The following is a 26,024-nucleotide window of genomic DNA, read 5'->3' on the forward strand; positions in this document are numbered from 1 at the left end:
ACGCGCCGGCGTCAAGCGCGCCGCGTCGCCCACCGATCCACCCCGCCGTGTCGCATCCGCACCGCGCTCCGACGACCGACGCGCCCGAAGGCGAGGCCTGCCCCGTGCCGGCGCGCTACGTGCTGATCGCGGGGCACGGCCGCTCGGGCACGAACTGGCTGCTCCAGCTGCTCGATCGCGCGAGCGAGACCCACTGCCGCAACGAGCCCGACGAGATCGGCGGCAACGCGTTCGAGCGGCTCCCCTCGCCGTGGGTGCCGGTGCCCGACGAGCGCGCGGCGTCGTTCTCCGAGCCGTGGGGGAGGGCGGTCGTCGAGGCGGGCGCGCGCATGGGCGAGCGCGACCGCGCGCCCGCCGTCCCGAAGCGCCACGTCCCGCCGTGGGTGGCGGGCACGCATCTCGTCGACGCGCTCGCGCGCCCGCGCGTGCGGCGCGTGCTCGCGGCGGCCGTTCCCGCCTGGCGCGGGCGCGAGTGGCCGCGGCCCGGCCGGCGTGCCGCGGCCGGCGAGCCGCTCGTCGTGCTCAAGTGCAACCAGGTGCCGGGCTGGGCGCGCTGGGTGCTCGAGCACGATCCGTCGGGCCGCGTGCTGCACATCGTCCGCCACCCGGGCGGCTTCCTGTCCTCGTGGCGGCGACGCTATGTGGGCGAGCGCGACGAGGCGCGCGTGCTCGCGGAGAACCGCCATCGCCTCGCGCTCGTCGCGCAGGCGAGCCCCGCGTTCGCCGCGAAGATGGGCGACGTCGACGCGCTCGACCTCGACCACTCGGAGCTCTGGTTCTGGCGCTACGCCGTGGAGACGATCGACGAGGCGGGAGCGCGCGCGACGGGCCGCTACCACCGCGTCGCGTTCGAGGCGCTGGCGCGAGAGCCGGTCGCGCACGCGCGCGCGATCTTCGCGTGGCTCGGGCTCGCGTGGACGCCGGCGATCGAGCGCGCGGTCGAGGCGATGTCGCGCGAGTCGCTCGGCATCGTCGCGCGCGCGGCCGGCGACCTCTCGGCGCACCAGCGCGCCGCGATCGCACGCGTGCTCGAGGGAAGCGCGCTGCACGGGTGGTGGAGCGAGCCGGAGGCGTCGGGCGCCGAGCCGAGCCAACGGGGCGAGGCGCGATGACGACGCCCGCGCTTCCCGTCGACAACGACGCGCCGCTGCTCGAATCGCCCGTCTTCATGGTGGGCTCCGCGCGCTCGGGCACGTCGCTCCTGCGCCTCATGATCGGCCACCACCCGCGCATCGCGGCGAACCCCGAGTTCGGGATGGCCGTCGACGCGCTCGGGCCGAACGGCGAGTTCCCCGCGCTCGAGGACTACTACGCGTGGCTCGCGCGCGATCGCATCGCGAACCTCTACGGCTTCGAGGTCGACCGGCGTCTCGACTATCCGCACCTCGTCGACAGCTTCCTGCGCCAGCGCGCGATCCGCGAGGGCAAGCCGATCGCGACGGCGACCGTGCACCACCGCTACGACCTCGTGCTGCGCATCTGGCCGGACGCGCGCTTCATCTACATCCTGCGCGACGGTCGCGACGTCGCGCGCTCGGTGATCCACATGGGCTGGGCGGGCAACGTCTGGTACGGCTGCCAGCGCTGGATCGACGCGGAGGATCGCTGGGCGCGCTTCGCGCCGACGCTCCCGCCCGAGCGCGTGCTCGAGGTGCGCTACGAGCGGCTCATCCTCGAGCCGCGCGCCGAGCTCGAGCGCATCTGCGCCTTCTACGGCGTCGCGTACGACGACGCGATCTTCGACTACACGAAGAGCAGCCGCTACGGCGAGCCCGATCCCGACCTCGTGCAGCAGTGGAAGCGGAAGCTCGGGGCGTACGAGCTGCAGCAGCTGGACGCGCGCATCGGGGCGCGCCTCGCCGCGCGCGGCTACGAGCCGAGCGGCGTGCCGCCGCTGCGCTTCGGCCCGCTGCGCCGCGCGCGGCTCGCGCTCCAGAACTGGGTGTGGAAGGCGCGCTTCCGCGCGCGCCGCTACGGGGTCGGCCTCTTCGTGCTCGACTACGCCGCGCGCCGGCTCGGCCTGCGCGCGCTCGAGCGCCGGACGCGCGCGCGCATCCAGGCGATCGTGAACGAAGGGCTCCGCTAGCCGCGGCACGGCCCGCGGCCGCGCGTTAGCATGCGCGCCCGCCGCGCGCGGCGCGGCATCGCCCGACTTCCGAGAAGAGCTCGTGAGAAGAGGCCGGGCCGGCCGCGAGCGCCGGCCGCGGCCCGCACAGGAGGACCCGATGGAGCGCGTGCTTCGCGACGGAGCGTTCGAAGGAGAGACCCACATCGTCACCGGCGCCGCGCAGGGCATCGGGAACCAGGTGGCGGCGACGCTCGCCGCGCACGGGGCGTGCGTCGTGCTCGTCGACCTCGACCCGGGACGCCTCGAGGAAGCCCGCGCCGAGATCGCGAAGGACGCGCCCGTCGCGCCGCTCGTCGCGGCCGCGAACGTGGCGGACGAGGCGCAGGTGCAGCGCGCCGTCGCGAGCGCGCTCGAGGCGACGGGCTGCATCAACGGCGTCGTGAACGTCGCGGGCATCACGAAGGACGTGCGCATTCCCAAGAAGTCCTACGAGGACTTCAAGCTCGTCATGGCCGTCCACCTGCACGGCACGTTCCTGTTCATGCGCGAGGTCGCCGCGCAGCACTGGCACCCGCTCTTCAAGGACAACGAGAACGCGCCGCTCGACGACGGCGTGAACCGCTTCGTGATCAACTTCTCGTCGGTCAGCGCGCGCAACGGCAACGTCGGGCAGATCGACTACACGGCGGCGAAGGGCGCGATCGAGGCGGCGACGCGCACGGCCGCGCGCGAGTTCGCGGGCTACCGCGCGCGCGTGAACGCGATCGCACCGGGCCCGGTGATGACGCCCATGCTCGCGAAGGTGCCCGAGGCGCAGATCGAGGGGATGAAGCGCGCGACGCTCGTCGGGCGGCTGGCCGAGCCGGTCGAGCTCGCGCGCAGCGTCGCGGCGATCGCCGACCCGAAGCTCTTCGGCTACTGCACGGGCCAGATCTTCGCCGTCAACGGCGGCATGTACATGGCGTGAGCGCGCGCCCGGCGCGCGCCTAGCGTCCGCGCCGGTTCGGGTTCACGGCGTTGCGGCGGATCAGGCCTTCCTGCGTGCAGCTCGCGACGAGCACGCCCTCGCGCGTGTAGAACGTCGCGCGGCCGAAGCCGCGCGCGCGCGCCGAGACGGGGCTCTCGTGCACGACGTAGAGCCAGTCGTCGACGCGCAGCGGGCGGTGGAACCACATCGCGTGGTCGAGGCTCGCGGTGTGGATGCCCGGGCTCATCATGCCGACGTCGTGCGGGTGGATGGCGGGCACCATCACCGCGAGGTCGGAGGCGTAGGCGAGCACGCACTGGTGCAGCGCCGGGTCGTCGCCGAGCGGGCCGCGCGAGCGCAGCCACGTCGCCATCGTCGGCTCGTAGCGCTGCTCGTCGAAGAGGCGCAGCTCGCCGACGGTGAGGATCTCGACGGCCTGCGGCTTCGGGAAGCCGTCGGGAACCTGGATGCCGATCGCGCGCAGCCCGCGCCGCATCCCCTCCTCGTACACCTCGCCCGAGACCTCGGCCGGGACGTCGACGTCGATCTGGTGCTCGAAGCCGTCCTCGTCGCTCATGAACGAGACGGCCATGTTGAGGATGGCCTCGCCCTTCTGGATGGCGACGACGCGGCGCGTGGTGAAGCTGCGCCCGTCGCGAATGCGGTCGACCTCGTAGAGGATGGGGCGCTCCGGGTCGCCCGGGCGCAGGAAGTAGGCGTGGAGCGAGTGCGCGGAGCGCTCGGCCTCGACCGTGTGGAACGCGGCGCGCAGGCCCTGCGCGAGCACGAGCCCGCCGAAGATGCGGCCGTTGTGGGCGGGCGGGCTCGTGCCGCGGAAGAGGTTCTGCTCGAGCCGCTCGAGCTCGAGCCGACCGAGGAGCTCGGACAGGGCGGGATCGGGCACGGCGGTCATCGGGCTCGGCGCTCCTTCGGCGACCCGGCGGCGTCGGCGCGCGAACGGCTTCGACGCTCGGGAAGGGGCGCGTACACTAGCGGCCGCTCTCGCGCGGCGCCGCCGCGCGAGCGGCGTCGCGCGCGGCCGTTCCGCCTCCGGAGCGGGCGCGCAGGGAGCACCGCGTGGCCGACCTCGACTTCCGCATCTTCGACGGCGACAACCACTACTACGAGGCGGAGGACGCGTTCACGCGCCACCTCGACCGCCGCATGCGCAGCCGGTGCATGCAGTGGGCCGTCGTGAACGGGCGCAAGTCGCTGCTCGTCGCGGGCAAGGTGAACCGCTTCATCCCGAACCCGACGTTCGACCCGGTCGCCGTGCCCGGCTGTCTCGACCAGTACTACCGCGGCCACAACCCGGGCAAGAAGAGCATCAAGGAGGCGTTCGGCGACCTCGAGCCGATCCGCGTCGAGTACCGCGACCGCGACGCGCGCTTGAAGGTGATGGATGCGCAGGGGATCGAGAAGGCGTTCTTCTTCCCGACGCTCGGCGTCGGCATGGAGGAGGCGCTCAAGCACGACACGCCCGCCGTGCACGCGGCCTTCGAGGCCTTCAACCGCTGGCTCGAGGACGACTGGGGTTACGCCTACCAGGAACGCATCTTCGCGACGCCCTACATCACGCTGCAGGATCGCGACCGCGGCATCGCCGAGCTCGAGCGCGTGCTCGCGAACGACGCGCGCGTGATCCTGATGCGGCCGGCGCCGATCTTCGGCGATGCGGGCCATCGCTCGCCCGCCGATCCGTACTTCGACCCGTTCTGGGCGCGCGTGAACGAGGCCGGCGTCACCGTGCTCTACCACGGCGGCGACTCGGGCTACAGCAAGTACCTCGCGGACTGGGGCGAGGGGGCCGACGCGGTGCAGGCGTTCAAGGCGTCGCCGCTGCAGGCGCTCACGATGGGGACGCGCGCGCCCTTCGACCTGATGGCGGCGCTCGTCTCGCACAGGTTGTTCTCGCGCTTCCCGAACCTGCGCGTCGCGAGCATCGAGATGGGGAGCAACTGGGTGCCGTGGCTCTTCCAGAGCTTCCGGCGGATCTTCGGCCAGGAGCCGGCGTCGTTCGACGAGGATCCGGCCGAGACGTTCCGCCGCCACGTCTGGATCTCGCCCTTCCACGAGGACGACGTGCCGCTGCTTCGCGACCTGATCGGCGCCGACCGCATGATCATGGGCTCGGACTACCCGCACGCCGAGGGCCTCGCCGACCCGACGGACTACGTCCACGAGCTCGGCGGCTTCACGCCCGCCGACCAGCGCAAGATCCTGCGCGACAACGCGGACTTCCTCGCCGTGCCGAGGCCCGCGAGCCGCGCCTAGCCGGGCCGGGCGCGCCGTTCGCTAGGCGATGTGGTCGAGGCGGTAGAGCGCCTTGCAGTTGTCGTGCAGCATCTTCCGCACCTCCGTCTTCGGGATGCCGCGGAAGAGGCGCTCGATCTGCTGGCGCGAGTTCGGCCAGTCGCAGCCCGTGTGCGGGTAGTCGGTCGAGTACATGATGTGGTCGATGTTCATGCGGTGGCGCAGCTCGAGCCCCACCGTGTCGATCATGAACGACGCCCAGAAGCTCCTGCGGAAGATCTCGCTCGGCAGCATCTTCATCTTGCGGTCGGCCTCGGTGAAGAAGCGGTAGCGCATGAACATGTCGTCCGTCTGCTCGAGCAGCGTCGGGATCCACCCGATGTTCGCCTCGACGAGCACGCAGGCGACGTCCGGGAAGCGGTCGAAGACGCCGGCGAAGAGCAGGTCGGAGACGACCGGCAGCGTGTGGCCGCCCGCCTTGGCCGCGCCCGCCTTCCCGAGGAAGGCGAGCTCCGTGAACGACATCTGCTTCTGTCCGCCGCCCTGCGTCGACGGGATGAAGCTCCCGATGTGCACCGACACGGGCGCGCGCAGGTCCTGCGCGGCCTCCCAGAACGCCGCGTCCTCCTCCTGCGAGTCGTGCGACCCGTTCGGGAAGGCGGAGATCACGACGCCGCGGTGGCCGTTCGCCATCGCCCACTCGAGCTCGGCGACGGCGTCCTTCGTGCCCGTCGTCGGCACGATCGCGAGCGGCACGAGCCGGCCGCCCGACCCTTCGCAGAACTCGCCCAGCCACTCGTTGTAGGCGCGCACGCACACGCGCTGCAGCTCGGGCTCGCTCGCGTAGATCGAGGCGCCGGTGAGCGTGACGCTCGGGTACAGGATCTGCGCGAAGATCCCGTCGACGTCCATGTCGTGGAGGCGCTCCTTCGTGTCGAAGCTGCCCGGACGCATCGTCGCGTACGAGCCGCCGACCGGCTTGAACTGCGGGTAGGAGAGGCCGGCCGTCGCCGTGAGTCCGACCGGCCGCAGGCGCGCGCCGTCGTCGAAGTCCCAGACGTCGCCGTGGTCGGTGTGGCGCACCTTCGGCGCGCGCGCCTTCCACTTCGCCGGCACGCGCGACTGCCAGAGCTCGGGCGGCTCGTTCACGTGCGCGTCGGCGTCGAGGATCGGGTAGTCGATGCTCGCGACGTCCCAGAAGAGATCGCTCTTGTCCATGGCGCTGGCACCTCCCGGTCGTGGCGGCGCGCCGTGCGCGCCGCGGTTCACAGCCCCTTCGGCTTCGTGCCGATCACCTCGCTCGCCTCGAGCGCGTCGATCTCCGCGTCCGAGAGGCCGACCTCGCGCAGCACCTCGCGGTTGTGCTGCCCCATCGTCGGCGTCGGCGTGCGCACCCAGCGGTCGACCGTCGCATAGCGGAACGGCGGGCCCGGCAGCGGGTGCGCGCCGACGACGGGGTGTTCGACCGTCTCGAAGAAGCCGCGCGCGACGAGCTGCGGGTGGCGGCTCGTCTCGCGCGAGTCGACGACCGGCGCGGCCGGGATGCCGCGCGCGACGAGCCGCGCGACGACGCCGTCGAGCTCCTGCGTCGCGGCCCACGCGGCGAGCTTCGCGTCGAGGAGGTCGTGCTTCGCACGGCGCCCGCGCGCCGTCGCGAGCTCGGCGTCGCCCGTCCAGTCGGCGTGCGCCGGGCCGAGCTCCTCGACGAGCGCGCGCCACTGGGCGTCGCTCGCGACGGCGAGCGCGAGCCACTGCTCGCGACCGTCGCGCGCGCGGCACGCGTAGACGTTCTGCGGCGCGCCCTCCGGCCCGCGGTTGCCCTCGCGCCCGAGCTCGACGCCGTAGGCCGACCACTCGATCGCGATCTCCGCGGCCGCGTTGAGCGCGCCCTCCACCATCGTGCACTCGAGCAGCGAGCCGCGGCCCGTGTGCTCGCGCTCCGCGAGCGCGACGAGCGTCGCGTACGCGGCGTGCATGCCCGCGAGCGGATCGCACGGGCCGCGCTGGATGCGCGGCTGGTCGTCGACGTGTCCGGTCGTCCACGCGAGGCCCGAGATCTGCTCCATCGTCTGCGCGAAGCCGACGTTGTCGCGCCAGGGGCCGGAGAGGCCGAACGCCGGCATGCGCACCTGGATGGTGCGCGGCGACAGCGCGTGCACGGCGTCCCAGTCGAGGCCGAAGCTCTCGACGACGCGCGGCGAGAAGTTCTCGATGAACACGTCGCACGAAGCGATCAGCCGCTTGCAGAGGGCGAGGCCCTCCGGGTCGGCGAGGTTCAGCGTGATGCCGCGCTTGTTGGTGTTCGCGGCGAGCGTGATCGAGCTCCACTCCCACCAGCTCTCGCGCTGCAGGAACATGGCGCCCGCCATGCGCATGCCGTCGGGCCGCTGGATCGACTCCATGCGGATCACGTCGGCCCCGAGGTTGGCGAGCATCTGGCAGGCCGACGGCCCGGCCCACCACGCGGTCGCGTCGAGCACGCGCACGCCCTCGAGCGGGAGCGCGCCGCCGCGCCCCGCGCTCGGCGCGCGGCCGCGCGGACGGCGAGCGGCGCCCGCGCGCGGCGCGACGTCGCTCGTGTGCTCGCCGAGCCGCGGCGGCGGCTCGGCCGCGCGCGGTCGCTCGCCGTCGAGCACGTAGGACGGCGCCGGCTGCAGGAAGCCGCTGCGCGGATTCGGCGCGAAGTTGCCGCGCGCGCGGAAGTGCTCGTGCTCGAAGACGGTGCGCCCGCTGTTCACGGGCGCGACCGGGATGCGGAAGAGCGAGGCCACCTCGACGATGTGCGCGGTCGTGTGGCGCTGGGTCCAGGCGCGCACCATCGCGTTCCACTCGTCCATGCGCGCGCCGCGCACCGGGAGCATCCACCAGTTGGCGGGGTCGTCGACGAGGTCGGGCCGCTCGATCATCTGGCAGAAGTCGTTGAACTGCTGGCGCGAGTTGGTGTTGAAGCCGACCCAGCCGTCGAGCGTGGGCTCGATCGACGGCACCTCGACCGAGCGCATCGGCGCCTCGATCGGCGCGCGCCCGCCGAGGCTGTGCATCAGGTCGCCGTACACGCTCGCGCCGATGTTCATCACCTCGCAGAGCGAGAAGTCGACGTGCTCGCCCTGGCCCGTGCGGCGCGCGCGCTGCACGGCGGCGAGCGCGCCGACGGCGGCGAACGTGCCGCCGATCCACTCCGTGATGCGGCTCCCGCACTGGATGGGCGGCTGCGAGAGCAGGCCGCGCCCCGAGATGCCGCCGCTCTCGGCCTGGATCGTGAGGTCCGAGGCCGGGCGATCGGCGTAGGGGCCGGTGCGGCCGAACGGCGAGATCGACAGCACGACGAGGCCGGGGAAGCGCTCGGCGAGTGCGCGCGCGTCGAACGGCGCGGGGTGCCCGCTCTCGACGACGAGGTCGGCGTCCTCGAGCAGGGCGAGCACGTGCGCGTCGTCGGGACGGCCGACGACGGAGCGCTTCGAGCAGCCGAGGAACTGGAAGAGCGCGCCGTCCTCGTCCGGCGCGAGCGTCTGCGCGCTCGCCGTCCAGCGGCGGAGCGGGTCGCCGTCCGGCGGCTCGACCTTCACGACGTCGGCCCACGCGTCGGCGAGGAGCTTCGTCGTGTAGGCGCCCGCGATGCGGTCGGAGAAGTCGATCACGCGCAGGTCGCGCAGTCCGTGCATGTCGCCTCCGCCTCGGGGCTCGCGCCGCCGTCCGCCGCGCATTCTACCCGCGGCGCGCGCGGGGCGGAGCGACCGATCGGCGGCGCCGCCGAGCGGGCTATCGTCGGCGCCCGCCATGCTGCGCGAACGCCCGAACGGCCGCTCCCTCGTCTATCGCCGCCACCTCCGGCTCGTCGCCGACGGCGCGCGCGTCGTCGGCGCGATCGAGGACAACCCGCACCACTTCCGCGTCCACCTCGAGCACGACGGCGAGCGCGTGACGCGCATCGAGGGCGAGAGCGTACGCTTCCCGTGGTCGACGTGTCCGAGCGCGGGCGCGCGGCTGCGTGCGCTCGTCGGCATGCCGCTGTCGCCGCAGTCGACGGCGGTCGGCGCGGTCGCGCGCGCGACCGACCAGTGCACGCACATGTTCGACCTCGCGGGCCTCGCCGTGGCGCACGCGCACCGCGCGCGCGGTCGCGGCGCCGCGAGCGTGCGCACCTACCGCTGCGCGGTCGCGCTCGACCGGTCGGAGGACCCGGCGCGTGCCGGGCACACGCTCGCGACGCTCGCGCGCGAGGACGAGGGCCCCGGTGCCGCGCCGCCGCTCGAGCTGGCCTGGACGGTCGACGGCGACACCGTCCTGCGCCCCGCGCCGTTCGCGGGTGTCCACCTGCACGCGCGTTTCATGGCGTGGGTCGACGCGAACCTCGACCTCGAGCGGGCGGAGGCCGCGCTCGTGCTGCGGCGCGCGTGCTTCGTCGCGCCGTCGCGCTTCTTCGACTTCGACGGTGTCGAGCGCGCGACCGAGCTCCAGCACATGGTCGGGCGCTGCCACACGTTCTCGGAGGTGCGCGCGCACGACGCGCGGCGCATGCCCGGCACGTTCCGCGACTACACGCACGACCCGGCCGCGATGCTCGGCGACGCCCCGGGCGTGCGCGCCGGCGCGGACGACTAGCAACCGGCGACGGGCGACGGACGATGGGCGGTGCGACGGACGCCAACCTGTACGCGCAGCTGCGCGCGCGGTTCCCGCGCGACGCGGGCGCGCCCTTCCTCGAGACGCCCGAGGGCCGCGTCGTGCGCTACGCCGACGTCGAGGCCGACACGTCGCGCCTGGCCCGCCGCCTGCGCGCGCTCGGCGCGAAGCGGGGCGACCGCGTCGCCGCGCAGGTCGAGAAGTCGCCGGAAGCCGTGCTGCTCTACCTCGCGTGCGTGCGGGCCGGGCTCGTCTTCCTGCCGCTGAACCCCGCCTACCGCGACGCGGAGGTCGGGTTCTTCCTCGCGGACGCGGAGCCCGCGGTCGTCGTGCGCGACCCCGCGCGCGGCGAGGCCGTGCCGCAGGGCGGCGCGGCGCACGCGACGCTCGCGGCCGACGGGAGCGGCTCGCTGACCGACGGGCTCGCCGCCGAGCCGGCGGACGATGCGATCGCGCGCGCGGCGCCGCACGAGCCGGCCGCCATCCTCTACACGTCCGGCACGACGGGGCGCGCGAAGGGCGCCGTGCTCTCGCACGAGAACCTCGCGAGCAACGCGCGCGCGCTCCACCGCGCGTGGGGCTTCCGGCCGGACGACGTGCTCCTGCACGCGCTTCCCGTGTTCCACGCGCACGGCCTGTTCGTGGCACTGCACACGTCGCTCTGGAACGGCACGGGCCTGCTCTTCCTGCCGCGCTTCGAGGTCGACGCCGTGCTCGCGGCGCTCCCGCGCGCGACGGTGATGATGGGCGTGCCCACCTACTACACGCGCCTGCTCGCCGACCCGCGCTTCGACCGCGCGCGCGCCGGGCACGTGCGGCTCTTCGTGTCGGGCTCGGCGCCGCTCCTCGCCGAGACGTTCGAGCGCTTCCGCGCGCGCACGGGCCACGCGATCCTCGAGCGCTACGGCATGACCGAGACGGGCATGAACACCTCGAACCCGCTCGACGGCGAGCGCGTCGCCGGCAGCGTCGGGCCCGCGCTCCCGGGCGTCGAGCTGCGGGTGTGCGACGAGGCCGGAGGCGTGCTCGGCGCGAACGAGGTCGGCGCGCTCGAGGTGCGCGGCCCGAACGTCTTCCGCGGCTACTGGCGCCTGCCCGAGAAGACGGCGAGCGAGTTCCGCGCGGGAGGCTGGTTCGCGACGGGCGACCTCGCGCGCATCGACGCGCGCGGGTACGTGCACCTCGTCGGCCGCGCGAAGGATCTCGTCATCACGGGCGGGCTCAACGTGCACCCGAAGGAGGTGGAGGAGGTGCTCGACGCGCACCCGGACGTGCTCGAGTCCGCGGTGTTCGGGACGCCCGACCCGGACTTCGGCGAGGCCGTGACGGCCGCCGTCGTCCCGGCGGCGGGCGCGTCGATGCTCGACGAGCGCGCGCTCCTCGCCTTCGCGCGGGAACGCCTCGCGGGCTTCAAGCTCCCGAAGCGCATCGTCGTGCTCGCCGAGCTGCCGCGCAACGCGATGGGCAAGGTGCAGAAGGCCGAGCTCCGCGCGCGCTACACGCGCGCCGAGCCCTAGGCGCCGTTCGACCCGACGGCGCCGTCGGCGCCGTTCGCGCGGAAGGCGCGGAAGAACGCGCGCACGTCCTCGGCGAGGAGCGCCGGCTCCTCCATCGCGGCGAAGTGGCCGCCGCGCGGCATCTCCGTCCAGCGCACGAGGTTCGGATAGCGCGCCTCCGCCCACGCACGCGGCGGGCGGATCGGCTCGCCCGGGAAGATCGCCGCCGCCGTCGGCACCGCGCTCGGCCGGAAGCTCCCCATGCGCGCCTGCTCCGCGTAGAGCCGGCACGACGACGCGATGGTGTTCGTCGCCCAGTAGAGCGTCGCGTTCGCGAGCAGCGCGTCCTTCGTGAAGCGGCGCTCGACGTCGCCGCCGCAGTCGCTCCACGCGCGGAACTTCTCGACGAGCCACGCGGCGAGCGCGACGGGCGAGTCCGCGAGGCCGTGCCCGAGCGACTGCGGCTTCGTGCTCTGGATGGCGTAGTAGCCCGTCTCGGTGCGCGCGTTCTCGCGCGTGTGCGCGAGCCGCGCGAGCTCCTCCTCCGAGACGCCGGCGAGCGGGTCGGCCGCGTCCTTCGGCGGCCCCGCGAGCACCATGTTGAGGTGGAGGGCCGCGCAGTGCGCCGCGTCCTCGACGCCGAGCAGCGTCGAGACGACCGAGCCGTAGTCGCCGCCCTGCGCGCCGTAGCGCGCGTGGCCGAGCGCGCCCATCAGCGCCGCGAACGCGCGCGCGACGCGCCGCGGGTCGGTGCCCGTCGCACGCGGCGGCGGCGAGAAGCCGAAGCCCGGGATCGACGGGCAGACGACGTGGAACGCGTCGCGCGGGTCGGCCCCGTGCGCGCGCGGATCGACGAGCAGCGGCAGCACGTCGAGGAACTCGAGGATGGATCCCGGCCAGCCGTGCACGAGCACGAGCGGGAAGGCGTCGGGCTCGGGCGAGCGCGCGTCGAGGAAGTGGACGTCGAGGACGCCGCGCTCGTCCTCGACGGTCGCCATGCCGTGCGGCCAGGCCGCGAGCCGGGCCTCGACGGCGCGCCAGTCGAACGCGTCGCGCCAGTGCGCGCACAGCTCGCGCAGGTACGAAGCGCTCGTGCCGTAGCTCCAGCCCGGGTCGTCGAACGCGTCGGGGAAGCGCGCGCGCGCGAGGCGCTCGCGCAGGTCGGCGAGCACGGCCTCGTCGACCCGCGGCGCGAAGGCGCGCAGCGCGACGCGCGGGGGGGTGCCGGCCACGCGCTCCGCCTAGCGTCCGGTGAGCGCGGCGCGCACGGCGCCCTCGACGCGCGTGCCGTCGAAGAAGCGCGGGTTCGCGCCGCACCACAGCGAGAGCGGGTTGTCGAACACGAAGGCCCGGAAGTCGTCGGGCGTCATGCGGCCGTCCTCGACCGGCTCGAGCGCCTCGGCGAGCACGTCGCGCATGTCGGGCACGTCCCAGTGGCCGACGTCGGAGCCGAACACGGCCTTGAGGCGCGTGCCGAGGGCGTTCGCGCGGCGGTCGAAGGCGAGCGGCGTGAGCGGGTCGTCGGCCTCGCAGCCGAAGTGGAAGGGCTCGACGAAGCGGTGCACGAGGTCCGCGCGCTCCGCGATGCCGCACGCGGCGAGCTCGTCGAGCGCGCCGGCGTCGGCGTCGGCGCCGACGCCCGGGCCGGCGAGCACGCCGAGCTCCGCCTCGAGCGCGCCGGCGTGCGCGAGCGTGCGGCGGTCGCCGTACTTCGCGATGCGCTCGCGCAGCGCGGCGAGGTCGATCGCCGCCGGGTCGTACTCGCGGATGTGGTGCGCTCCGCGCTTCTCCCAGTGGCCGAGCAGGTCGGCGAGCAGCGTCGTCGCCCAGCCCGCGCCGCCCTCGAGGAACGCGCAGCGGAGCGCCGGGAAGCGGCGCGTCACGCCGCCGAGCACGAGCGAGCGGCACGTCGCCTCGCCGGCGGCGGCGAAGTTCCCGACGTGGTTGAGCACGTAGCTCGACACGGACGCGCGCCCCGGCCAGCCCATCGCGCTCGAGTGGAACGTCGGTGCGATGCCGAGCTCGATGCACTTCGCCCAGACCGGGTCGTAGTCGTGCGGCGAGTCGAGGCCGAACGTGTCGATCCAGCCGGCCGCGCGCGGGACGCTCGCCGCGTCGAAGCCGTCGTTCGGCGCGAGCGGTCGGCGCACGTGCCCCGCGAGCACGGCGACCTTGAAGCCGAGCGCGCGCACGGCGTGCTCGAGCGCGTCGAGCGCCTCGCCGGGCGTGTGCATGGGGATCACGGCCGCCGCCGTGAGCCGGTCGCCGAGCCCGGCCGTCACCTCCGCGAGGTAGCGGTTGTAGGCGCGCGCGGAGGCGCGGCGCACGGCCTCGTCGTCGACCGACAGCGCGCCGAGCCCGTACGTCGGGTAGAGCACCGCGAAGTCGATGCCGAGCTCGTCGAGCCGCTCGTGCAGCAGGCGCGGCAGCATCGCGGTCGCGCGGTCGTGCGTGCGCGCCGCCGGGAAGCCCCACCACGTCATGCGGAAGAGGCCCGCGTTGCGCATCGCGTCGGGCGTCATGCGCCGCGCGAGCGACCACACGTCGAGCATCATGTCGAACGCGGGCAGCAGGCCGCGACCCGCTTCCTCCTCGAACAGCTCGCGCACGGCCGGGCGGAACTCGAGCAGGTGTCCGTCGCAGTCGATCACCGGGTGGTCGAGCCGCTCGCGGAGCGCCGCGCCGCTCGCGTGCGCGCCGCTCACAGCTCGACCGGCAGGCGCAGGTGCCGCTCGTACACGCGGTCGCGCAGCGCGAGGAGCGCGGGCGAGAGCGCGTCGAGCGTCGGCCGATCGGTCGCCGTGAACATCGGGCGGATGCCGCGCGGGAGCGCGAGCTGCTCGTCGGGCAGCGGCGCGACGAGGTTGCAGAACGTCGCCCAGTAGACGTCGAGCGCGCTCAGGTCGCCGAGCAGGTACTCGCCGCCGCTCGCGGCGAGCAGCGCGTCGAGCGCGCGCAGGATCGCCGGGATGCGCTCGTGCGCCTGGGCGATCGAATCCTCGCGGTAGCCGTACTTGCGGCCGAGCCACACGGACACCGGGTTCGGCGGGTCGGCCTGCATGCCCGCCTCGACGGACACGAGCCGGCGGCACCAGCCGAGCCCCATCTCGCCGCAGATCTCGTGCGCGTAGCCGAACAGGCGCGCGCGCTCGGCGGCGTCCTTCGGGAGGAGGTGCGGCGCCGGCGCGAGGCGCTCGGCGAGCAGCAGGATCTCGGCCCAGCCCGTGCGCGCCGGCTCGTCCTCGTACATCGCCGCCGGGTACGACGTCTGGCCCGTCCACGCCTCGAGCGCGTCGCCCGCATCGTCGCTCGCCTTGTGGACGGGGACGTACGGCACGCCCTCGATCTCGAAGAGGCCCTTCGCCGCCTGCGACCACGGGCTCGGAAGGCCGGCGAGCAGCACGAGCCGCAGGCCCCCGCGCGTGCGCGCCTCGCGGATCGAGATGGCTTCCTTCATCGGGTGCTCCTCCTCGGGCGCGGGCCGCATCCTATGGCAGCGCGCGTGCGCCGCGCGAACGGAGTCGCGCGCGTCCGGCGTTCGCAGCGCGCGCGCTCTCTGGGGAAGCCCCGCCGGAACCGATACGTTCCGCCGCCCGCGGCGGGCGGGGCAGAGCGGGGGAGGGGCCGTGGCCGGCGGGGACGCGGAGACGACGAAGGGCGAGGGCGGCGCGCGCGCGGACGAGGCGCGTCCGCGCGACTTCCTGCGCGAGATCGTCGCGAAGGACGTCGCCGCCGGGAAGCACGGCGGCCGGCTCGCGATGCGCTTCCCGCCCGAGCCGAACGGCTTCCTCCACATCGGCCACGCCAAGGCGATCGCGATCGACTTCGGCATCGCGCGCGAGTTCGGCGCGCCGTGCCACCTGCGCTTCGACGACACGAACCCGAGCACCGAGGACCCGCGCTACGTCGAGGCCATCGAGCGCGACATCCGCTGGCTCGGCTACGACTGGGGCGCGCACCTCTACCACGCGTCCGACTACTTCGAGCAGATGTACGAGCACGCGGTCGCGCTCGTCCGGAAGGGCCGGGCGTACGTGTGCGACCTGTCGAGCGAGGAGCACACGCGCCTGCGCGGCACGCTCACCGAGCCCGGAAGCGACAGCCCCTACCGCGCGCGCACGGTGGACGAGAACCTCGACCTGCTCACGCGCATGCGGGCCGGCGAGTTCGAGCCCGGCTCGCGCGTCCTGCGCGCGAAGATCGACATGGCGTCGCCCGTCCTGACGATGCGCGACCCCATCCTCTACCGGATCCAGAAGAAGCCGCACTACCGGCGGGGCGCGGAGTGGTGCATCTACCCGATGTACGACTTCGCGCACTGCCTCGAGGACGCGATCGAGGGCATCACGCACTCGTTCTGCTCGCTCGAGTTCGCCGACCACCGTCCGCTCTACGACTGGATCCTCGAGGCGCTCGGCTTCCCGGACGACGACCGCCCGCACCAGTACGAGTTCGCGCGGCTCAACCTCACGCACACGGTGACGAGCAAGCGCACGCTGCGGCGCCTCGTCGACGAGGGGCTCGTCGACGGCTGGGACGACCCGCGCATGCCGACGCTCTCGGCCATGCGCCGGCGCGGCTACCCGCCCGAGGCGATCGTGCGCTTCGCCGAGGACGTCGGCGTCGCGCGCCGCGAGAACTGGATCGAGCTGCAGCGGCTCGAGTACTTCGTGCGCGACGAGCTGAACCGCACCGCGGCGCGCGTGTCGGCCGTGCTCGACCCGCTAGAGGTGGTGCTCACGAACTGGCCCGAGGGCCGCGTCGACGAGCTCGAGGCGGTGAACAACCCCGAGGATCCCGCGGCGGGCACGCGCCGCGTGCCGTTCGCGGGGCGGCTCTTCATCGAGCGCGACGACTTCCTCGAGGACCCGCCGAAGAAGTTCTTCCGCCTCGCGCCCGGCCGCGAGGTGCGCCTCCGCTATGCGTACTTCATCACCTGCCACGAGGTCGTGAAGGACGCGAGCGGACGCGTCGTGCGCCTGCTCTGCACGTACGACCCGGCGACGCGCGGCGGCGATGCGCCGGACGGGCGCAAGGTGAAGGGCACGCTCCACTGGGTGTCCGCCGACCACGCGGTGGACGCCGAGGTGCGCCTGTACGAGACGCTCTTCACGGCCGAGGACCCGAGCGACGTTCCGGAGGGCGGGAGCGTGCTCGACCACCTGAACGCCGCGTCGAAGACCGTGCTGCGCGGCTGCAAGGTCGAGCCGAGCCTCGCGGCGGCGCCCGTCGGCGCGCGCTTCCAGTTCGAGCGCACCGGGTACTTCTGCGTCGACCCCGACGCGCGCGACGGAGCGCCGGTGTTCACCCGCACCGTCACGCTGCGCGACAGCTGGGCCAAGGTGAGCGGGAAGGGCGACGCCTAGCTTCGGTCGTCGCCTAGCGTACGACCTCGCCTAGCGTCGGCTCGTGTCTCCCGGCCGGCCGACGGCGCGGCTCGCCCCGTTCCGGAGCGCCGCAGTGGCGGAAGTTGCGCCAGCCCGCGCTGCCGGCGCCGCGAGCGCCTCCCCGCGGCGGTACGCACCTTGCACACGCGACGGCTCCGGCCGGGAGCGCGTCCGAAGCGATGATCTCCGTCGCTGCGCGTCGCTCCCCAGGAGGAGACGGGGATGCGAATCCGTACGCTGGTCTCGACTCTCGCTCTCGTCGCGCTCGCCCATCCGGCGAGCGCCGTCGTCAAGACGTACGACGCGACGGCGCCGCACGGCACGGTGGGCGACGAGATCCTGTTCACGACGACGCTGTGCCCGCCGGTGCAGAGCACGCCCGGCCGGCTCCAGGGCCAGTACCGCCTCGAGGACGCGGCCGGCGGCACGGTGACGCTCACCGAGTTCGGCATGCGGCGCTTCGTGAACACGAACATCGCGAACGGCGCGATCGACGGCGTCTTCGGGCCGGGCAGCTACGTGTTCGTGACGTCGGACTCGACGTCGAAGCCGACCGAGGGCACGACGCACGCCGGCAGCACGGCGCCGGGTGGCAGCATCGACTGGGGCGTGCTCTCGGGCTGGACGCGCTCGGGCATCGCGTTCTGCATCTCGAGTCCGTTGTCGATCTGCACGGTGAGCACGCAGGTCCCGCACGGGATCACGACGTCGGCTCCGAACGCGAACTCGCCGACCTACGACCTCGGCACCTGGGCGTTCGACGCCGAGGGCGACTTCGCGGCGACGTCCGGCTACATCACGCAGACGGCGAACGGCGGCAACACGAACATCCAGTTCCTGCTGCGCGGCGCGTTCGTCGGCGGGAGCGTCCCGGCGCTTCCGATCGTCGGCGCGGGCGCGCTCGCGGTGGCACTGCTCGCGATGGGTGCGCGGACGGCGCTGCGCAAGCGCTAGTCGAGGTCTCGCGTCGCGAAGTCGACGGAAGGCGCGTCCCGTACGCGAGTGCGGGACGCGCCAGGCCGTCGTCCGTGCGCGGTCGCTCGTCGCGCCGCGTTCCATGGCGCGAATCGCACCAGCACGCGTGGTGCGATTCGCGCGCTCGCTCCGGTCGACGCCGCTCGCGGCGCCGTCACCGCAGCGACGCGAGTGGCACGCGGCTTGCTCCCGCATCTCACCGCTTTGGCGCACCTCGCGAGGTGGCGAGGTCGCTCTGGCCCGGTCTGGGCCATCGCGGACAGCAGGCCTGCGGCTCGCCCACGCGGGTCGCACGGAGAGTGGAAGGAGCAGTGGGAATGCGGATGCGAACCCTCGCCGCGGTCGCGGCGCTCGTCGGTCTGGCGCTGCCCGCGTCGGCCGTCGTCAAGACGTACGATGCGACGGCGCCGCACGGCACCGTGGGCGACGAGATCCTGTTCACGACGACGCTGTGCCCGCCCGTGCAGAACACGCCCGGTCGGCTCCAGGGCCAGTACCGCCTCGAGGACGCGGCCGGCGGCACGGTGACGCTCACCGAGTTCGGCCTCCGCCGCCTCGTGAGCACCGACCTCGGCCCCGACGCGATCACCGTCGTGTTCGGCCCCGGCAGCTACGTGTTCGTGACCTCGGACTCGTCGATGAGGCCGACCGAGGGCACGACGCACGCGGGCAGCACGGCGCCCGGCGGCAGCATCGACTGGGGCGTGCTCTCGGGCTGGTCGCGCACGGGCACGGCCTTCTGCATCTCGAGCCCGCTGTCGATCTGCACGGTGAGCACGCAGGTGCCGCACGGGATCACGACGGTCGCGCCGAACCCGGATTCGCCGACGTACGACCTCGGCACCTGGGCGTTCGACGCCGAGGGCGACATGGCGGCGGCCTCGCCGTACATCATCTCGACGAACAACGGCGGCACGACGAACATCCAGTTCATCATCCGCGGCGCGTTCGTCGGCGGGAGCGTCCCGGCGCTGCCGCTCGTCGGCGCGGGCGCGCTGGCGATCGGCCTGATCGTGGCCGGCACGCGCTCGGCGCTCCGCAAGAAGTAGCCGCGCGAGCGATCGCGGCTGCGGCTCGATCCGAGGGCCGGTGCGCGAAGGCGCACCGGCCCTCGCTGTTCCGGGCCCGCGCGCGCGCCGTCGTGCGAGCGTGCGAGCTCAGCGCGCGCGCAGCGCGCCGAACCAGGCCTCGGCGATCCCGTTCAGCACGTCCGCGCGCTCCCACTGCAGGAAGTGGCCCGCCTCGGGCACGACGAGCGGCCCGACGCGGTGCGGGAAGGCGATCTCGCAGCGCTTCGGGAAGTCGGCGGGGACGACGTGGTCGTCCGGCCCGTAGAGCACGAGCGTCGGGACGTCGACCGTCTGCGCGAGCAGCGGCGGCTCGCTCATCGGGCGGCCGTAGGCGAGCTGGTACGGCGCCCACGATGCGGCGAGCCGCGCCGCGTCCGCGAACGGCTCGGTCATGAAGTCGATGTCGGCGTCCTCGAACGCGCCGGGCGAGGCCCAGAGGCGGTGCTCGTACATGTCGCGCACCCAGCCGCGGCGGCGCGCGGGCGTGTCGAGCTCGGCGAGCAGCGCTTGCGGGTCGCGGCCCTGGCGCACGCGGTAGTCGCCCGTCTGCGCGTCGTCGAGCGCGACGAGCGACAGTCCGCGCGCCGCGTACCAGTCGGCCGCCTGCGGCACGAGCGGCGGCACCGTGTTGAAGAAGATCATGCGATCGACGAAGCCCGGGAAGCGGTTCGCGATGTCGCAGATCACGACGCCGCCGACGTCGCCCGCGACGAGCCCGCAGCGCTCGTGGCCGAGCACGTCGCGCACGAGCGCGTGGACGTCGCGCGCGTAGAGGACGAGGTCGTAGGCGTCGGTCGGCGAGAGATCGGAATCGCCGTAGCCGCGCAGGTCGGGGACGATCACCTCGAAGCCCGCCTCGGCGAGCGGTCGCACGTTGCGCCACCAGATGCGCTTCGTCTCCGGGTAGCCGTGCAGCAGCACGAGCGGGTAGCCGCCGACGCCCTCGCGCAGGTACGCGAGCGTCATGTCGTCGGCGACGCGCGCGCGGTGCACGCGGAAGGCGTCGGGCGGCGGGGTCGGGGGCTGGGGCGGTCGCAGGTTCGGCACGCGCGGGCTCCTCTCCGGAAGGGCGCGCAGCATATCGCGCGCGCGGGCGCGCCGGGTTCGGGTAGAGTGCGCGCCCCGAGGAGGACGCGATTCCCATGGCGATCGGCATCACGGTGAAGTTCGAGATCAAGGCGGGCAGCGACGCGGCGTTCGAGGCCGGCTTCGCGAAGGCCGCCGCGGCGGTGAAGGCGCAGGACGAGGGCTGCGAGATGTACGACCTGTACAAGAGCGTCGACTCGCCGACGAGCTACGTGATGGTCGAGCGCTGGACGACGCAGGCGCTGCTCGACGCGCACATGAAGTCGCCGACGATGGCGGGCATGGCCGCGCTCGCGCCGCACTTCGCCGGCGCGCCGTCGATGGCGAAGTACGAGGTGGCCTAGCGTCCGGCGGCGGCGTCGCCGTCCCGCTCGGTACGCCCCGCGCGAGCACCTCCCGTGCTGTTCTCGTCCACGGTCTTCCTGTTCGCGTTCCTGCCGATCGTGCTCACGGTCGCGTTCGCGCTGCCCGGCGTGCGCGCGCGCAACGCGTGGCTGCTGGCCGCGAGCCTCGTCTTCTACGCCTGGGGCGAAGCGCGCTACACGGCCGTCCTGCTGGCGTCGATCGCGCTGAACTACGGGTTCGGGCTCGCGGTCGACGCGCTGCGCGGACGCCCGGCGGCGCGCGTCGTCGTCGCCGCGGCCGTCGCCGCGAACCTCGCCGGGCTCGGCGTCTTCAAGTACGCGGGGTTCGCGGCGCGGACGTGGAGCGAGGCGGTCGCGGCGCTCGGCTGGCCGTCGCTCGCCACGGGGCCCGTCGACGTCCACCTGCCGATCGGCATCTCGTTCTTCACGTTCCAGGCGATCTGCTACGTCGTCGACGTCCACCGCGGCGACGCGCGCTGCGATCGCAACCCGCTGCGCGTCGCGCTCTACGTCGCGCTCTTCCCGCAGCTCGTGGCCGGGCCGATCGTGCGCTTCCGCGACGTCGCGGAGGCCCTGCGCGCGCGCGCGGCGGGCTTCGAGGCGCGGGCGTCGGGCGCGTACCGCTTCGCGATCGGGCTCGGCAAGAAGGCCCTCGTCGCCGACCACGTCGGCGTGCTCGCCGACCGCGTCTTCGACCTGCCGGCCGAGCACCTGTCCGCGAGCGTCGCGTGGCTCGGCGCCGTCGCCTACGCGCTGCAGATCTACTTCGACTTCTCCGGCTACTCGGACATGGCGATCGGCATCGGCCGCATGCTCGGCTTCCGCTTCCCGGAGAACTTCCTCCACCCGTACGCGTCGGTCTCGGTGCGCGAGTTCTGGCGGCGCTGGCACGTGTCGCTCTCGACGTGGTTCCGCGACTACCTCTACATCCCGCTCGGCGGGAGCCGCGGCTCGCGCGCGGCGACGGCGCGCAACCTGCTCGTGGTGTTCGCGCTCTGCGGCCTGTGGCACGGCGCGAGCTTCGGCTTCCTCGTCTGGGGGCTCCTGCACGGCGCGTTCCTGTCGCTCGAGCGCACGGCCTTCGGCGGCTGGCTGGCGCGCCGGCCGGCGCCCGTCGGCTGGGTGTACACGGCGGCGGTCGTGCTGGTCGGCTGGGTCGTCTTCCGCGCCGAGACGCTCGGCGACGCGCTCGCCTACCTCGCGGCGATGAGCGGCGTCGGCGCCGCGCCCGGCGCGGAGCCGCTCGGCCTCGCGTGGCTCGAGCCGCAGCAGGCGCTCGCTCTCGCCGCGGGAATCGCGGGCGCCGGGCCGTTCGCCGCCCGCGCGGCCGAGCGCCTCGCCGCGCGCATCGCGGCGCGCGCGGCTGCGCGCGGCGAGGCGCCCGGCGCGCTCGCGCCCCTCGCGGCCGCGCGCTTCGCGTGGGCCGCGGCCGTGCTCGTGTCGTCGGCGATGGCGGTCGTCGCGGGGACGCACGACCCGTTCATCTACTTCCGGTTCTGAGCGCGCGGCGCGTCGGAACACGAAGCGAGCGAGGGCGCATGGACGTGCAGCGGACGCAAGGGCGGTGGGCGGCGATCGCCGTGGGCGTCTTCCTCGCGGCGCTGTGGCTCCCGCTCGTCGTCGCGCTCGCGACGCCCGACCGCGCGAACGCGCCCGGCGAGAAGCGTCCGCTCGTGCAGTGGCCCGAGCTGCGCGCGCACCCGCTGCGCGTCTGGCCCGCGTTGCTGACGGCCTACTACGACGACCAGGTCGGTCTGCGCGACGCGCTCAAGGGGGGCTACATCCGCTTCGTCGCGGGCGCGCTCGGTGGCTCGCCGACCGCGCACCTCGTCGTCGGGCGCGACGGCTGGCTGTTCGACGGCCGCCCGCTCGCGCGCGCACTCGCGAGCGGCGCGGCGCGCTACGACGACGCCCAGCTCGCCCAGTGGGCGGCGACGCTCGAGGAGCGGCGCCGCTGGCTCGCCGCGCGCGGCGTCCGCTACCTCGTCGTGCTCGTGCCGATGAAGGGCGAGATCTATCCCGAGGAGCTTCCGCCGTGGATGGCGCCGCGCGCGCCGACGGCGTACGAGCAGGTCGAGCGCCACCTCCGGCGCCACACGGCGATCGACCTGTTCGACGCGCGCGGCGTGCTGCGCGACGCGAAGCAGCGCGAGCTCGTCTACTACCGCACGGACGGCCACTGGTCGGCGCGCGGCGCCGTCGCGGTCGAGCGCGCGCTCGCGCGCGACCTCGCGCGGCGCTGGCCCGAGCTGAGGCTCGGCCCCGAGCAGCCGGTCGCGTGGCACACCACGAGCGGGCGCGGACTCGGCCTCGCCGAGCTCGCGACCCTGCCCGAGGCGTTCCCCGAGACGGCCGAGTGGCTGACGACGCCCGATCCGATCGCCACGCTCACGCCCGAGATGCGCGCGCGCTTCGACGTGACGCGCTCCGAGGGGCCGACCACCTTCGCGAATCGCGACCCCTCGCTCGCGCGCGTCGTGATGTTCCGCGACTCGTTCGCGTCCGCGCTCGCGATCCCGCTCTCGTCGCGCTTCGCCGAGACGATCCTCTACTGGAACCGCGACGTGGATCCCGATGCGGTCGAGCGCGATGCGCCGGACCTCGTGATCCACCAGATGTACGCCGGCGTCTCGGACGACGCGTGGGGGCCGCCGCAGCACGCGCTGTGGCGCGAGCCGATGCGGCCGTCGCCGCCCGCCATCGCGCACGGCGCGCTCGGTCGCCGCCGCACCGCCGCACGCTAGGACGCGCCGGCGCGACGCCCGTGCGCGTCAGCGGGAAGCGGGCTCGTCCTTGAGCTCGACGAGGATCTCGAAGTACGGGCGCTTCCCGCAGTTGTAGGCGCGCTCGACGCCGCCGCGCTCGACGTAGAGGACGTGCCCCGGCCAGACGTCGGCCTCGAGGTACTCGGTGTACGGCCCCGTCGTGTCGGGCTCGGGCTCGACGGCGATGCGGTCGCCGTCTATCTGGATCAGCAGGTTGTCGAGCGCGTGCGCGTGCACGGGCGAGCGCTCGCCCGGCGCGAGCCGCATCTCCCAGACGCGGACGCGCTCGTTCTCGAACAGGAGCTTCGTGGCGACGTCGCCGCGTGTGCGTTCGGAGCTCATCGGTTCCTCCGCGAGCGCGGTCAGTAGCCGCGCTCGAGATCGACGCTCCCCTCGAGCGGCTCGCCCTCGAGGTAGTGCGCGAGGTTGCGACGGAACGAGTCGAACAGCCGCGGGAGCGCGTCCGGCGCGCTCCACGAGATGTGCGGCGAGAGCCGCACCCGCGGATGTGCGTACAGCCAGTGGCCGGCCGGCAGCGGCTCGGGCTCGCACACGTCGAGCGACGCGCGCGCCACGCGCCCGTCGTCGAGCGCCGCGCGCAGCGCGTCCTGATCGAGCAGCGACCCGCGCGCGATGTTCACGAGGTGCAGGCCCGGCTTCGCGCGCGCGAGCTCGCGCGCGCCGATCAGGTGCCGCGTCGCGGGCGTCGCCGAGGCCGCGATCACGAGGTGGTCGGCGCCGGCGACGAGCGCGCCGAGGTCGCGCACGACCTCGACGCCCGCGATCGGCGAAGGAGCGTCCGTGCGCCGGTAGGCCTGCACGCGCATCCCGAACGCGAGCGCGCGCGTCGCCACCGCCTCCGCGATGCCGCCGAGCCCGACGAGGCCGAGCGTGCGCCCGTGCAGGCCGCCGAGCTCCGCGAAGTTCCAGGTCTTCGGCGGCGCGCTCGCGAACGACTCGGGCAGCCGCTTCTCGAAGGCGAGCATCACCGCGAGCACCCACTCGGCGATCGGGATCGCGCTCGCGCCGCGCGAGCACGTGAGCTGCGCGCCGCGCACGGCGTCGAGCGGGAAGCGGTCGACGCCGGTGCCGATCGTGTGCACCCAGCGCACGCCGCGCGCCATCACCTCGGCCATGTTCGGGCTGCCCCACGCGAACGTGAGGCAGACCTCGCCGCGCACGCCGTCCGGCAGCGGGCCCTCGGTCGGGATGGTCGTGAAGGTGGCGTTCGGGTAGTCGCGCGCGACGGCGTCGAGGTCCGGCGAGGCGAGGTGCGCGAGGACGGCGAGCGGGCGGTGCGGCACGGCGCGCACGATACCCGCTCGCACCGGGGCAATGGAAGCCGCTGCGGCGCGCTGTGGAAGCGGCGCGGGAGCGGGTACCGTGCGGCGCGTGGAGCTCGTCGTGCCGTCGCTCTTCGCGCGCAATGCGCGCGCCGTCCCGCGCCGGCCCGCGGCGTCGCACGGCGAGCGCGTCCTGTCGCACGCCGAGCTCGACGCCGCGGGCGATCGCATCGCGCGCGCGCTCGCGACGCTCGGTGTCGAGCGCGGCGACCGCGTCGCCACCTGGTGCGACACGCGGCTCGAGGTGCTCGCGCTGTTCGCCGGCCTCGCGAAGCGCGGCGCCGTCTTCGCGCCGACGAACGCGCGGCTCGGCGCGGCGGAGATGGCGCCCGTCGCGGCGCTCGCGCGGCCGCGCGCGCTCGTCGTCGACGCGGAGCGCGTCGACGAGGCCGAGCCCGTCGCGCGCGAGCTCGGCGTGCCGCTCGTCGCGCTCGGTGCGCTGGGCGACGCCCCGGCGAGCGGGCCGCGCGCGAGCCTGCTCGCGCGCGCGGCGGCGGAGCGCGCGGGCGCCTTCGTCGAGGCGCAGCTCTGCGAGGCCGACCCGCACGTCGTCTTCTTCACGAGCGGCAGCACGGGCGCGCCGAAGGGCGTCGTGCTCTCGCACCGCGCGAGCTGGCTGCGCAGCTTCCAGGGCGTCTTCGTCGACGCGCCCGAGACGAGCGTGTGCATGTTCCCGCTGTTCCACATGGCGGCGTTCACGCTCGCGCTCGCGGCGTGGCAGACGGGCGGCGAGATCGCGCTCGCGAGCCCCGCGCCCGACGACCTGCTGCGCGCGATCGAGCACCGCCGCGCGACGCGCTTCTACGGGCTGCCCGCCATCTGGGGCCGTCTGCTCGAGCACGGGCTCGAGCGCGCCGACGTCTCGAGCCTGCGCATGGCGGACACGGGCACGTCGGCCGTGCCGCCCGAGCTCGTCGACGCGCTCGCCGAGCGCCTCCCGCACGCGACGCTGCGCATCTACTACGGCTCGACGGAGGCGGGCGCGGGCACGGCGCTCGCGCACGCCGACGCGCGCCGCAAGCCCGGCCGCGTCGGGCTGCCCGTGCCGGGCGTCGAGCTCGCGCTGTGCGACGACGGCGAGATCGAGCTGCGCAGCCCGTTCCTGATGGACGGCTACTTCGAGAACGAGGCGGCGACGCGCGCGGCGCTCGTCGGCGGCGCCTACCGCACGGGCGATCTCGGCGCGCTCGACGACGAGGGCTACCTGAGCGTCGTCGGCCGCAAGCGCGACGTGATCCGCACCGGCGGCGAGACGGTCGCGCCGCCGGAGGTCGAGGCCGTGCTCGGCGCGCACCCCGACGTCGAGGAGGTCGCCGTCGTCGGCATCCCGGATGCGGCGTGGGGCGAGATCGTCTGCGCCGTGGTCGTCGCGCGCGCGGGGCGCGCACCGACCCTCGAGACGCTCGTCGCGTTTGCGCGCGATCGCCTGGCGCGCTTCAAGCTTCCGCGGCGCCTCGAGATCGTCGACGCGCTGCCGCGCACGCCGGCGACGCGGCAGATCCAGCGGCCGCTCGTCGTCGAGCGCATCCTGGCGTGCGACGCCGCGCGCTGAGCGCCGCGCGCGCGGCGGAGATACGACCCCGTCTCGTTTTCGTTGAGCGGTCGCCCGAGCGCGCATATCGTGCG

The 26,024-nt window shown here is 74.2% G+C and carries 22 protein-coding genes; 13 read left to right on the plus strand and 9 right to left on the minus strand.

The features are described from left to right. Positions 1 to 47: 47 nt before the first annotated feature. From R3E88_16945 to R3E88_16955, 3 genes are all read left to right on the plus strand, one after another. Entirely contained in the window at positions 48 to 1,112 is a 1,065-nt protein-coding gene (locus R3E88_16945; protein ID MEZ4218177.1) for a sulfotransferase, read from the plus strand. Continuing rightward, positions 1,109 to 2,086, plus strand: coding sequence for a sulfotransferase (locus tag R3E88_16950; GenBank protein MEZ4218178.1), 978 nt, complete (start codon positions 1,109 to 1,111; stop codon positions 2,084 to 2,086). Before R3E88_16945 ends, R3E88_16950 begins: the two co-directional genes overlap by 4 nt. A 139-nt stretch (positions 2,087 to 2,225) precedes the next feature. Then, complete coding sequence (locus tag R3E88_16955) at positions 2,226 to 3,035, plus strand: SDR family NAD(P)-dependent oxidoreductase (protein ID MEZ4218179.1); 810 nt, start codon at positions 2,226 to 2,228, stop codon at positions 3,033 to 3,035. A 19-nt stretch (positions 3,036 to 3,054) separates the two neighbouring features. Here R3E88_16955 and R3E88_16960 read toward each other — a convergent pair whose 3' ends face one another. Then, positions 3,055 to 3,948, minus strand: a complete 894-nt coding sequence (locus tag R3E88_16960) for an acyl-CoA thioesterase II (protein MEZ4218180.1) — start codon at positions 3,946 to 3,948, stop codon at positions 3,055 to 3,057. 164 nt (positions 3,949 to 4,112) lie between these two features. Here R3E88_16960 and R3E88_16965 point away from each other — a divergent pair, with 164 nt between their 5' ends. Next, positions 4,113 to 5,309, plus strand: coding sequence for an amidohydrolase family protein (locus R3E88_16965; protein ID MEZ4218181.1), 1,197 nt, complete (start codon positions 4,113 to 4,115; stop codon positions 5,307 to 5,309). Positions 5,310 to 5,330: 21 nt separating this feature from the next. On the opposite strand, the gene R3E88_16970 is transcribed toward R3E88_16965, so the two are convergent. Further along, on the minus strand, positions 5,331 to 6,506 hold the full coding sequence (locus tag R3E88_16970) for an amidohydrolase family protein (protein MEZ4218182.1): 1,176 nt from the start codon (positions 6,504 to 6,506) through the stop codon (positions 5,331 to 5,333). A gap of 47 nt (positions 6,507 to 6,553) precedes the next feature. Continuing rightward, positions 6,554 to 8,950, minus strand: a complete 2,397-nt coding sequence (locus R3E88_16975; GenBank protein ID MEZ4218183.1) for a CoA transferase — start codon at positions 8,948 to 8,950, stop codon at positions 6,554 to 6,556. Between the two features lie 115 nt (positions 8,951 to 9,065). Here R3E88_16975 and R3E88_16980 point away from each other — a divergent pair, with 115 nt between their 5' ends. Together R3E88_16980 and R3E88_16985 are read left to right on the plus strand one after the other, a co-directional pair. Then, positions 9,066 to 9,890 (plus strand): DUF2889 domain-containing protein, encoded by an 825-nt coding sequence (locus tag R3E88_16980; GenBank protein ID MEZ4218184.1) that lies wholly within the window; start codon positions 9,066 to 9,068, stop codon positions 9,888 to 9,890. A 23-nt stretch (positions 9,891 to 9,913) separates the two neighbouring features. Then, complete coding sequence (locus R3E88_16985; protein MEZ4218185.1) at positions 9,914 to 11,428, plus strand: AMP-binding protein; 1,515 nt, start codon at positions 9,914 to 9,916, stop codon at positions 11,426 to 11,428. Here the strand turns inward: R3E88_16985 and R3E88_16990 are convergent. From R3E88_16990 to R3E88_17000, 3 genes are read right to left on the minus strand one after another with little or no spacing between them, the layout of a single operon-like run. After that, positions 11,425 to 12,639, minus strand: a complete 1,215-nt coding sequence (locus R3E88_16990) for an epoxide hydrolase (GenBank protein ID MEZ4218186.1) — start codon at positions 12,637 to 12,639, stop codon at positions 11,425 to 11,427. The genes R3E88_16985 and R3E88_16990 overlap by 4 nt on opposite strands. A 9-nt stretch (positions 12,640 to 12,648) precedes the next feature. Then, positions 12,649 to 14,112 (minus strand): amidohydrolase family protein, encoded by a 1,464-nt coding sequence (locus tag R3E88_16995; protein ID MEZ4218187.1) that lies wholly within the window; start codon positions 14,110 to 14,112, stop codon positions 12,649 to 12,651. Further along, positions 14,109 to 14,864, minus strand: a complete 756-nt coding sequence (locus R3E88_17000) for a hypothetical protein (protein MEZ4218188.1) — start codon at positions 14,862 to 14,864, stop codon at positions 14,109 to 14,111. The genes R3E88_16995 and R3E88_17000 overlap by 4 nt, the downstream gene beginning before the upstream one ends. 169 nt (positions 14,865 to 15,033) lie before the next feature. Here R3E88_17000 and R3E88_17005 point away from each other — a divergent pair, with 169 nt between their 5' ends. From R3E88_17005 to R3E88_17015, 3 genes are all read left to right on the plus strand, one after another. Beyond that, complete coding sequence (locus R3E88_17005) at positions 15,034 to 16,773, plus strand: glutamine--tRNA ligase/YqeY domain fusion protein (GenBank protein MEZ4218189.1); 1,740 nt, start codon at positions 15,034 to 15,036, stop codon at positions 16,771 to 16,773. A 243-nt stretch (positions 16,774 to 17,016) separates the two neighbouring features. Then, the gene (locus R3E88_17010; GenBank protein MEZ4218190.1) at positions 17,017 to 17,748 is read left to right on the plus strand and encodes a hypothetical protein; all 732 of its coding nucleotides are present in this window, start codon (positions 17,017 to 17,019) and stop codon (positions 17,746 to 17,748) included. Positions 17,749 to 18,086: 338 nt separating this feature from the next. Next, the gene (locus R3E88_17015; protein ID MEZ4218191.1) at positions 18,087 to 18,818 is read left to right on the plus strand and encodes a hypothetical protein; all 732 of its coding nucleotides are present in this window, start codon (positions 18,087 to 18,089) and stop codon (positions 18,816 to 18,818) included. Between the two features lie 108 nt (positions 18,819 to 18,926). Here the strand turns inward: R3E88_17015 and R3E88_17020 are convergent, their stop codons facing one another. Further along, positions 18,927 to 19,886 (minus strand): alpha/beta hydrolase, encoded by a 960-nt coding sequence (locus R3E88_17020; protein ID MEZ4218192.1) that lies wholly within the window; start codon positions 19,884 to 19,886, stop codon positions 18,927 to 18,929. A gap of 95 nt (positions 19,887 to 19,981) precedes the next feature. On the opposite strand from R3E88_17020, the gene R3E88_17025 reads away from it, so the two are divergent. Genes R3E88_17025 through R3E88_17035 form a run of 3 tightly spaced genes read left to right on the plus strand, consistent with a single transcriptional unit; the run spans position 19,982 to position 23,034 of the window. Beyond that, the gene (locus R3E88_17025) at positions 19,982 to 20,269 is read left to right on the plus strand and encodes an antibiotic biosynthesis monooxygenase (protein MEZ4218193.1); all 288 of its coding nucleotides are present in this window, start codon (positions 19,982 to 19,984) and stop codon (positions 20,267 to 20,269) included. A 54-nt stretch (positions 20,270 to 20,323) separates the two neighbouring features. Further along, on the plus strand, positions 20,324 to 21,790 hold the full coding sequence (locus R3E88_17030) for an MBOAT family protein (GenBank protein MEZ4218194.1): 1,467 nt from the start codon (positions 20,324 to 20,326) through the stop codon (positions 21,788 to 21,790). A 38-nt stretch (positions 21,791 to 21,828) separates the two neighbouring features. After that, the gene (locus tag R3E88_17035; protein MEZ4218195.1) at positions 21,829 to 23,034 is read left to right on the plus strand and encodes a hypothetical protein; all 1,206 of its coding nucleotides are present in this window, start codon (positions 21,829 to 21,831) and stop codon (positions 23,032 to 23,034) included. A 27-nt stretch (positions 23,035 to 23,061) separates the two neighbouring features. Here the strand turns inward: R3E88_17035 and R3E88_17040 are convergent, their stop codons facing one another. Both R3E88_17040 and R3E88_17045 read right to left on the minus strand, forming a co-directional pair. Further along, a complete protein-coding gene (locus R3E88_17040) occupies positions 23,062 to 23,397 on the minus strand; it encodes a cupin (GenBank protein ID MEZ4218196.1) in 336 nt (111 codons plus the stop codon). A gap of 20 nt (positions 23,398 to 23,417) precedes the next feature. Continuing rightward, positions 23,418 to 24,359 carry an NAD(P)-dependent oxidoreductase gene (locus R3E88_17045; protein ID MEZ4218197.1) on the minus strand — a complete coding sequence of 314 codons (942 nt, stop codon included), beginning with the start codon at positions 24,357 to 24,359 and terminating at the stop codon, positions 23,418 to 23,420. Between the two features lie 79 nt (positions 24,360 to 24,438). On the opposite strand from R3E88_17045, the gene R3E88_17050 reads away from it, so the two are divergent. Further along, on the plus strand, positions 24,439 to 25,950 hold the full coding sequence (locus R3E88_17050; protein ID MEZ4218198.1) for an AMP-binding protein: 1,512 nt from the start codon (positions 24,439 to 24,441) through the stop codon (positions 25,948 to 25,950). Positions 25,951 to 26,024: the final 74 nt, after the last annotated feature.

It is taken from the genome of Myxococcota bacterium, assembly GCA_041389495.1.
Classification (GTDB): domain Bacteria; phylum Myxococcota_A; class UBA9160; order UBA9160; family UBA4427; genus JAWKRT01.

What these genes read in the sequence shown, in the direction of transcription:
- R3E88_16950 (MEZ4218178.1), top strand. Translation starts at nt 1,109, where the DNA reads ATGACGACGCCCGCGCTTCCCGTCGACAACGACGCGCCGCTGCTCGAA.
- R3E88_16955 (MEZ4218179.1), top strand. Translation starts at nt 2,226, where the DNA reads ATGGAGCGCGTGCTTCGCGACGGAGCGTTCGAAGGAGAGACCCACATC.
- R3E88_16960 (MEZ4218180.1), bottom strand. Translation starts at nt 3,948, where the DNA reads ATGACCGCCGTGCCCGATCCCGCCCTGTCCGAGCTCCTCGGTCGGCTC.
- R3E88_16970 (MEZ4218182.1), bottom strand. Translation starts at nt 6,506, where the DNA reads ATGGACAAGAGCGATCTCTTCTGGGACGTCGCGAGCATCGACTACCCG.
- R3E88_16975 (MEZ4218183.1), bottom strand. Translation starts at nt 8,950, where the DNA reads ATGCACGGACTGCGCGACCTGCGCGTGATCGACTTCTCCGACCGCATC.
- R3E88_16980 (MEZ4218184.1), top strand. Translation starts at nt 9,066, where the DNA reads ATGCTGCGCGAACGCCCGAACGGCCGCTCCCTCGTCTATCGCCGCCAC.
- R3E88_16985 (MEZ4218185.1), top strand. Translation starts at nt 9,914, where the DNA reads ATGGGCGGTGCGACGGACGCCAACCTGTACGCGCAGCTGCGCGCGCGG.
- R3E88_17000 (MEZ4218188.1), bottom strand. Translation starts at nt 14,864, where the DNA reads ATGAAGGAAGCCATCTCGATCCGCGAGGCGCGCACGCGCGGGGGCCTG.
- R3E88_17010 (MEZ4218190.1), top strand. Translation starts at nt 17,017, where the DNA reads ATGCGAATCCGTACGCTGGTCTCGACTCTCGCTCTCGTCGCGCTCGCC.
- R3E88_17015 (MEZ4218191.1), top strand. Translation starts at nt 18,087, where the DNA reads ATGCGGATGCGAACCCTCGCCGCGGTCGCGGCGCTCGTCGGTCTGGCG.
- R3E88_17025 (MEZ4218193.1), top strand. Translation starts at nt 19,982, where the DNA reads ATGGCGATCGGCATCACGGTGAAGTTCGAGATCAAGGCGGGCAGCGAC.
- R3E88_17035 (MEZ4218195.1), top strand. Translation starts at nt 21,829, where the DNA reads ATGGACGTGCAGCGGACGCAAGGGCGGTGGGCGGCGATCGCCGTGGGC.
- R3E88_17040 (MEZ4218196.1), bottom strand. Translation starts at nt 23,397, where the DNA reads ATGAGCTCCGAACGCACACGCGGCGACGTCGCCACGAAGCTCCTGTTC.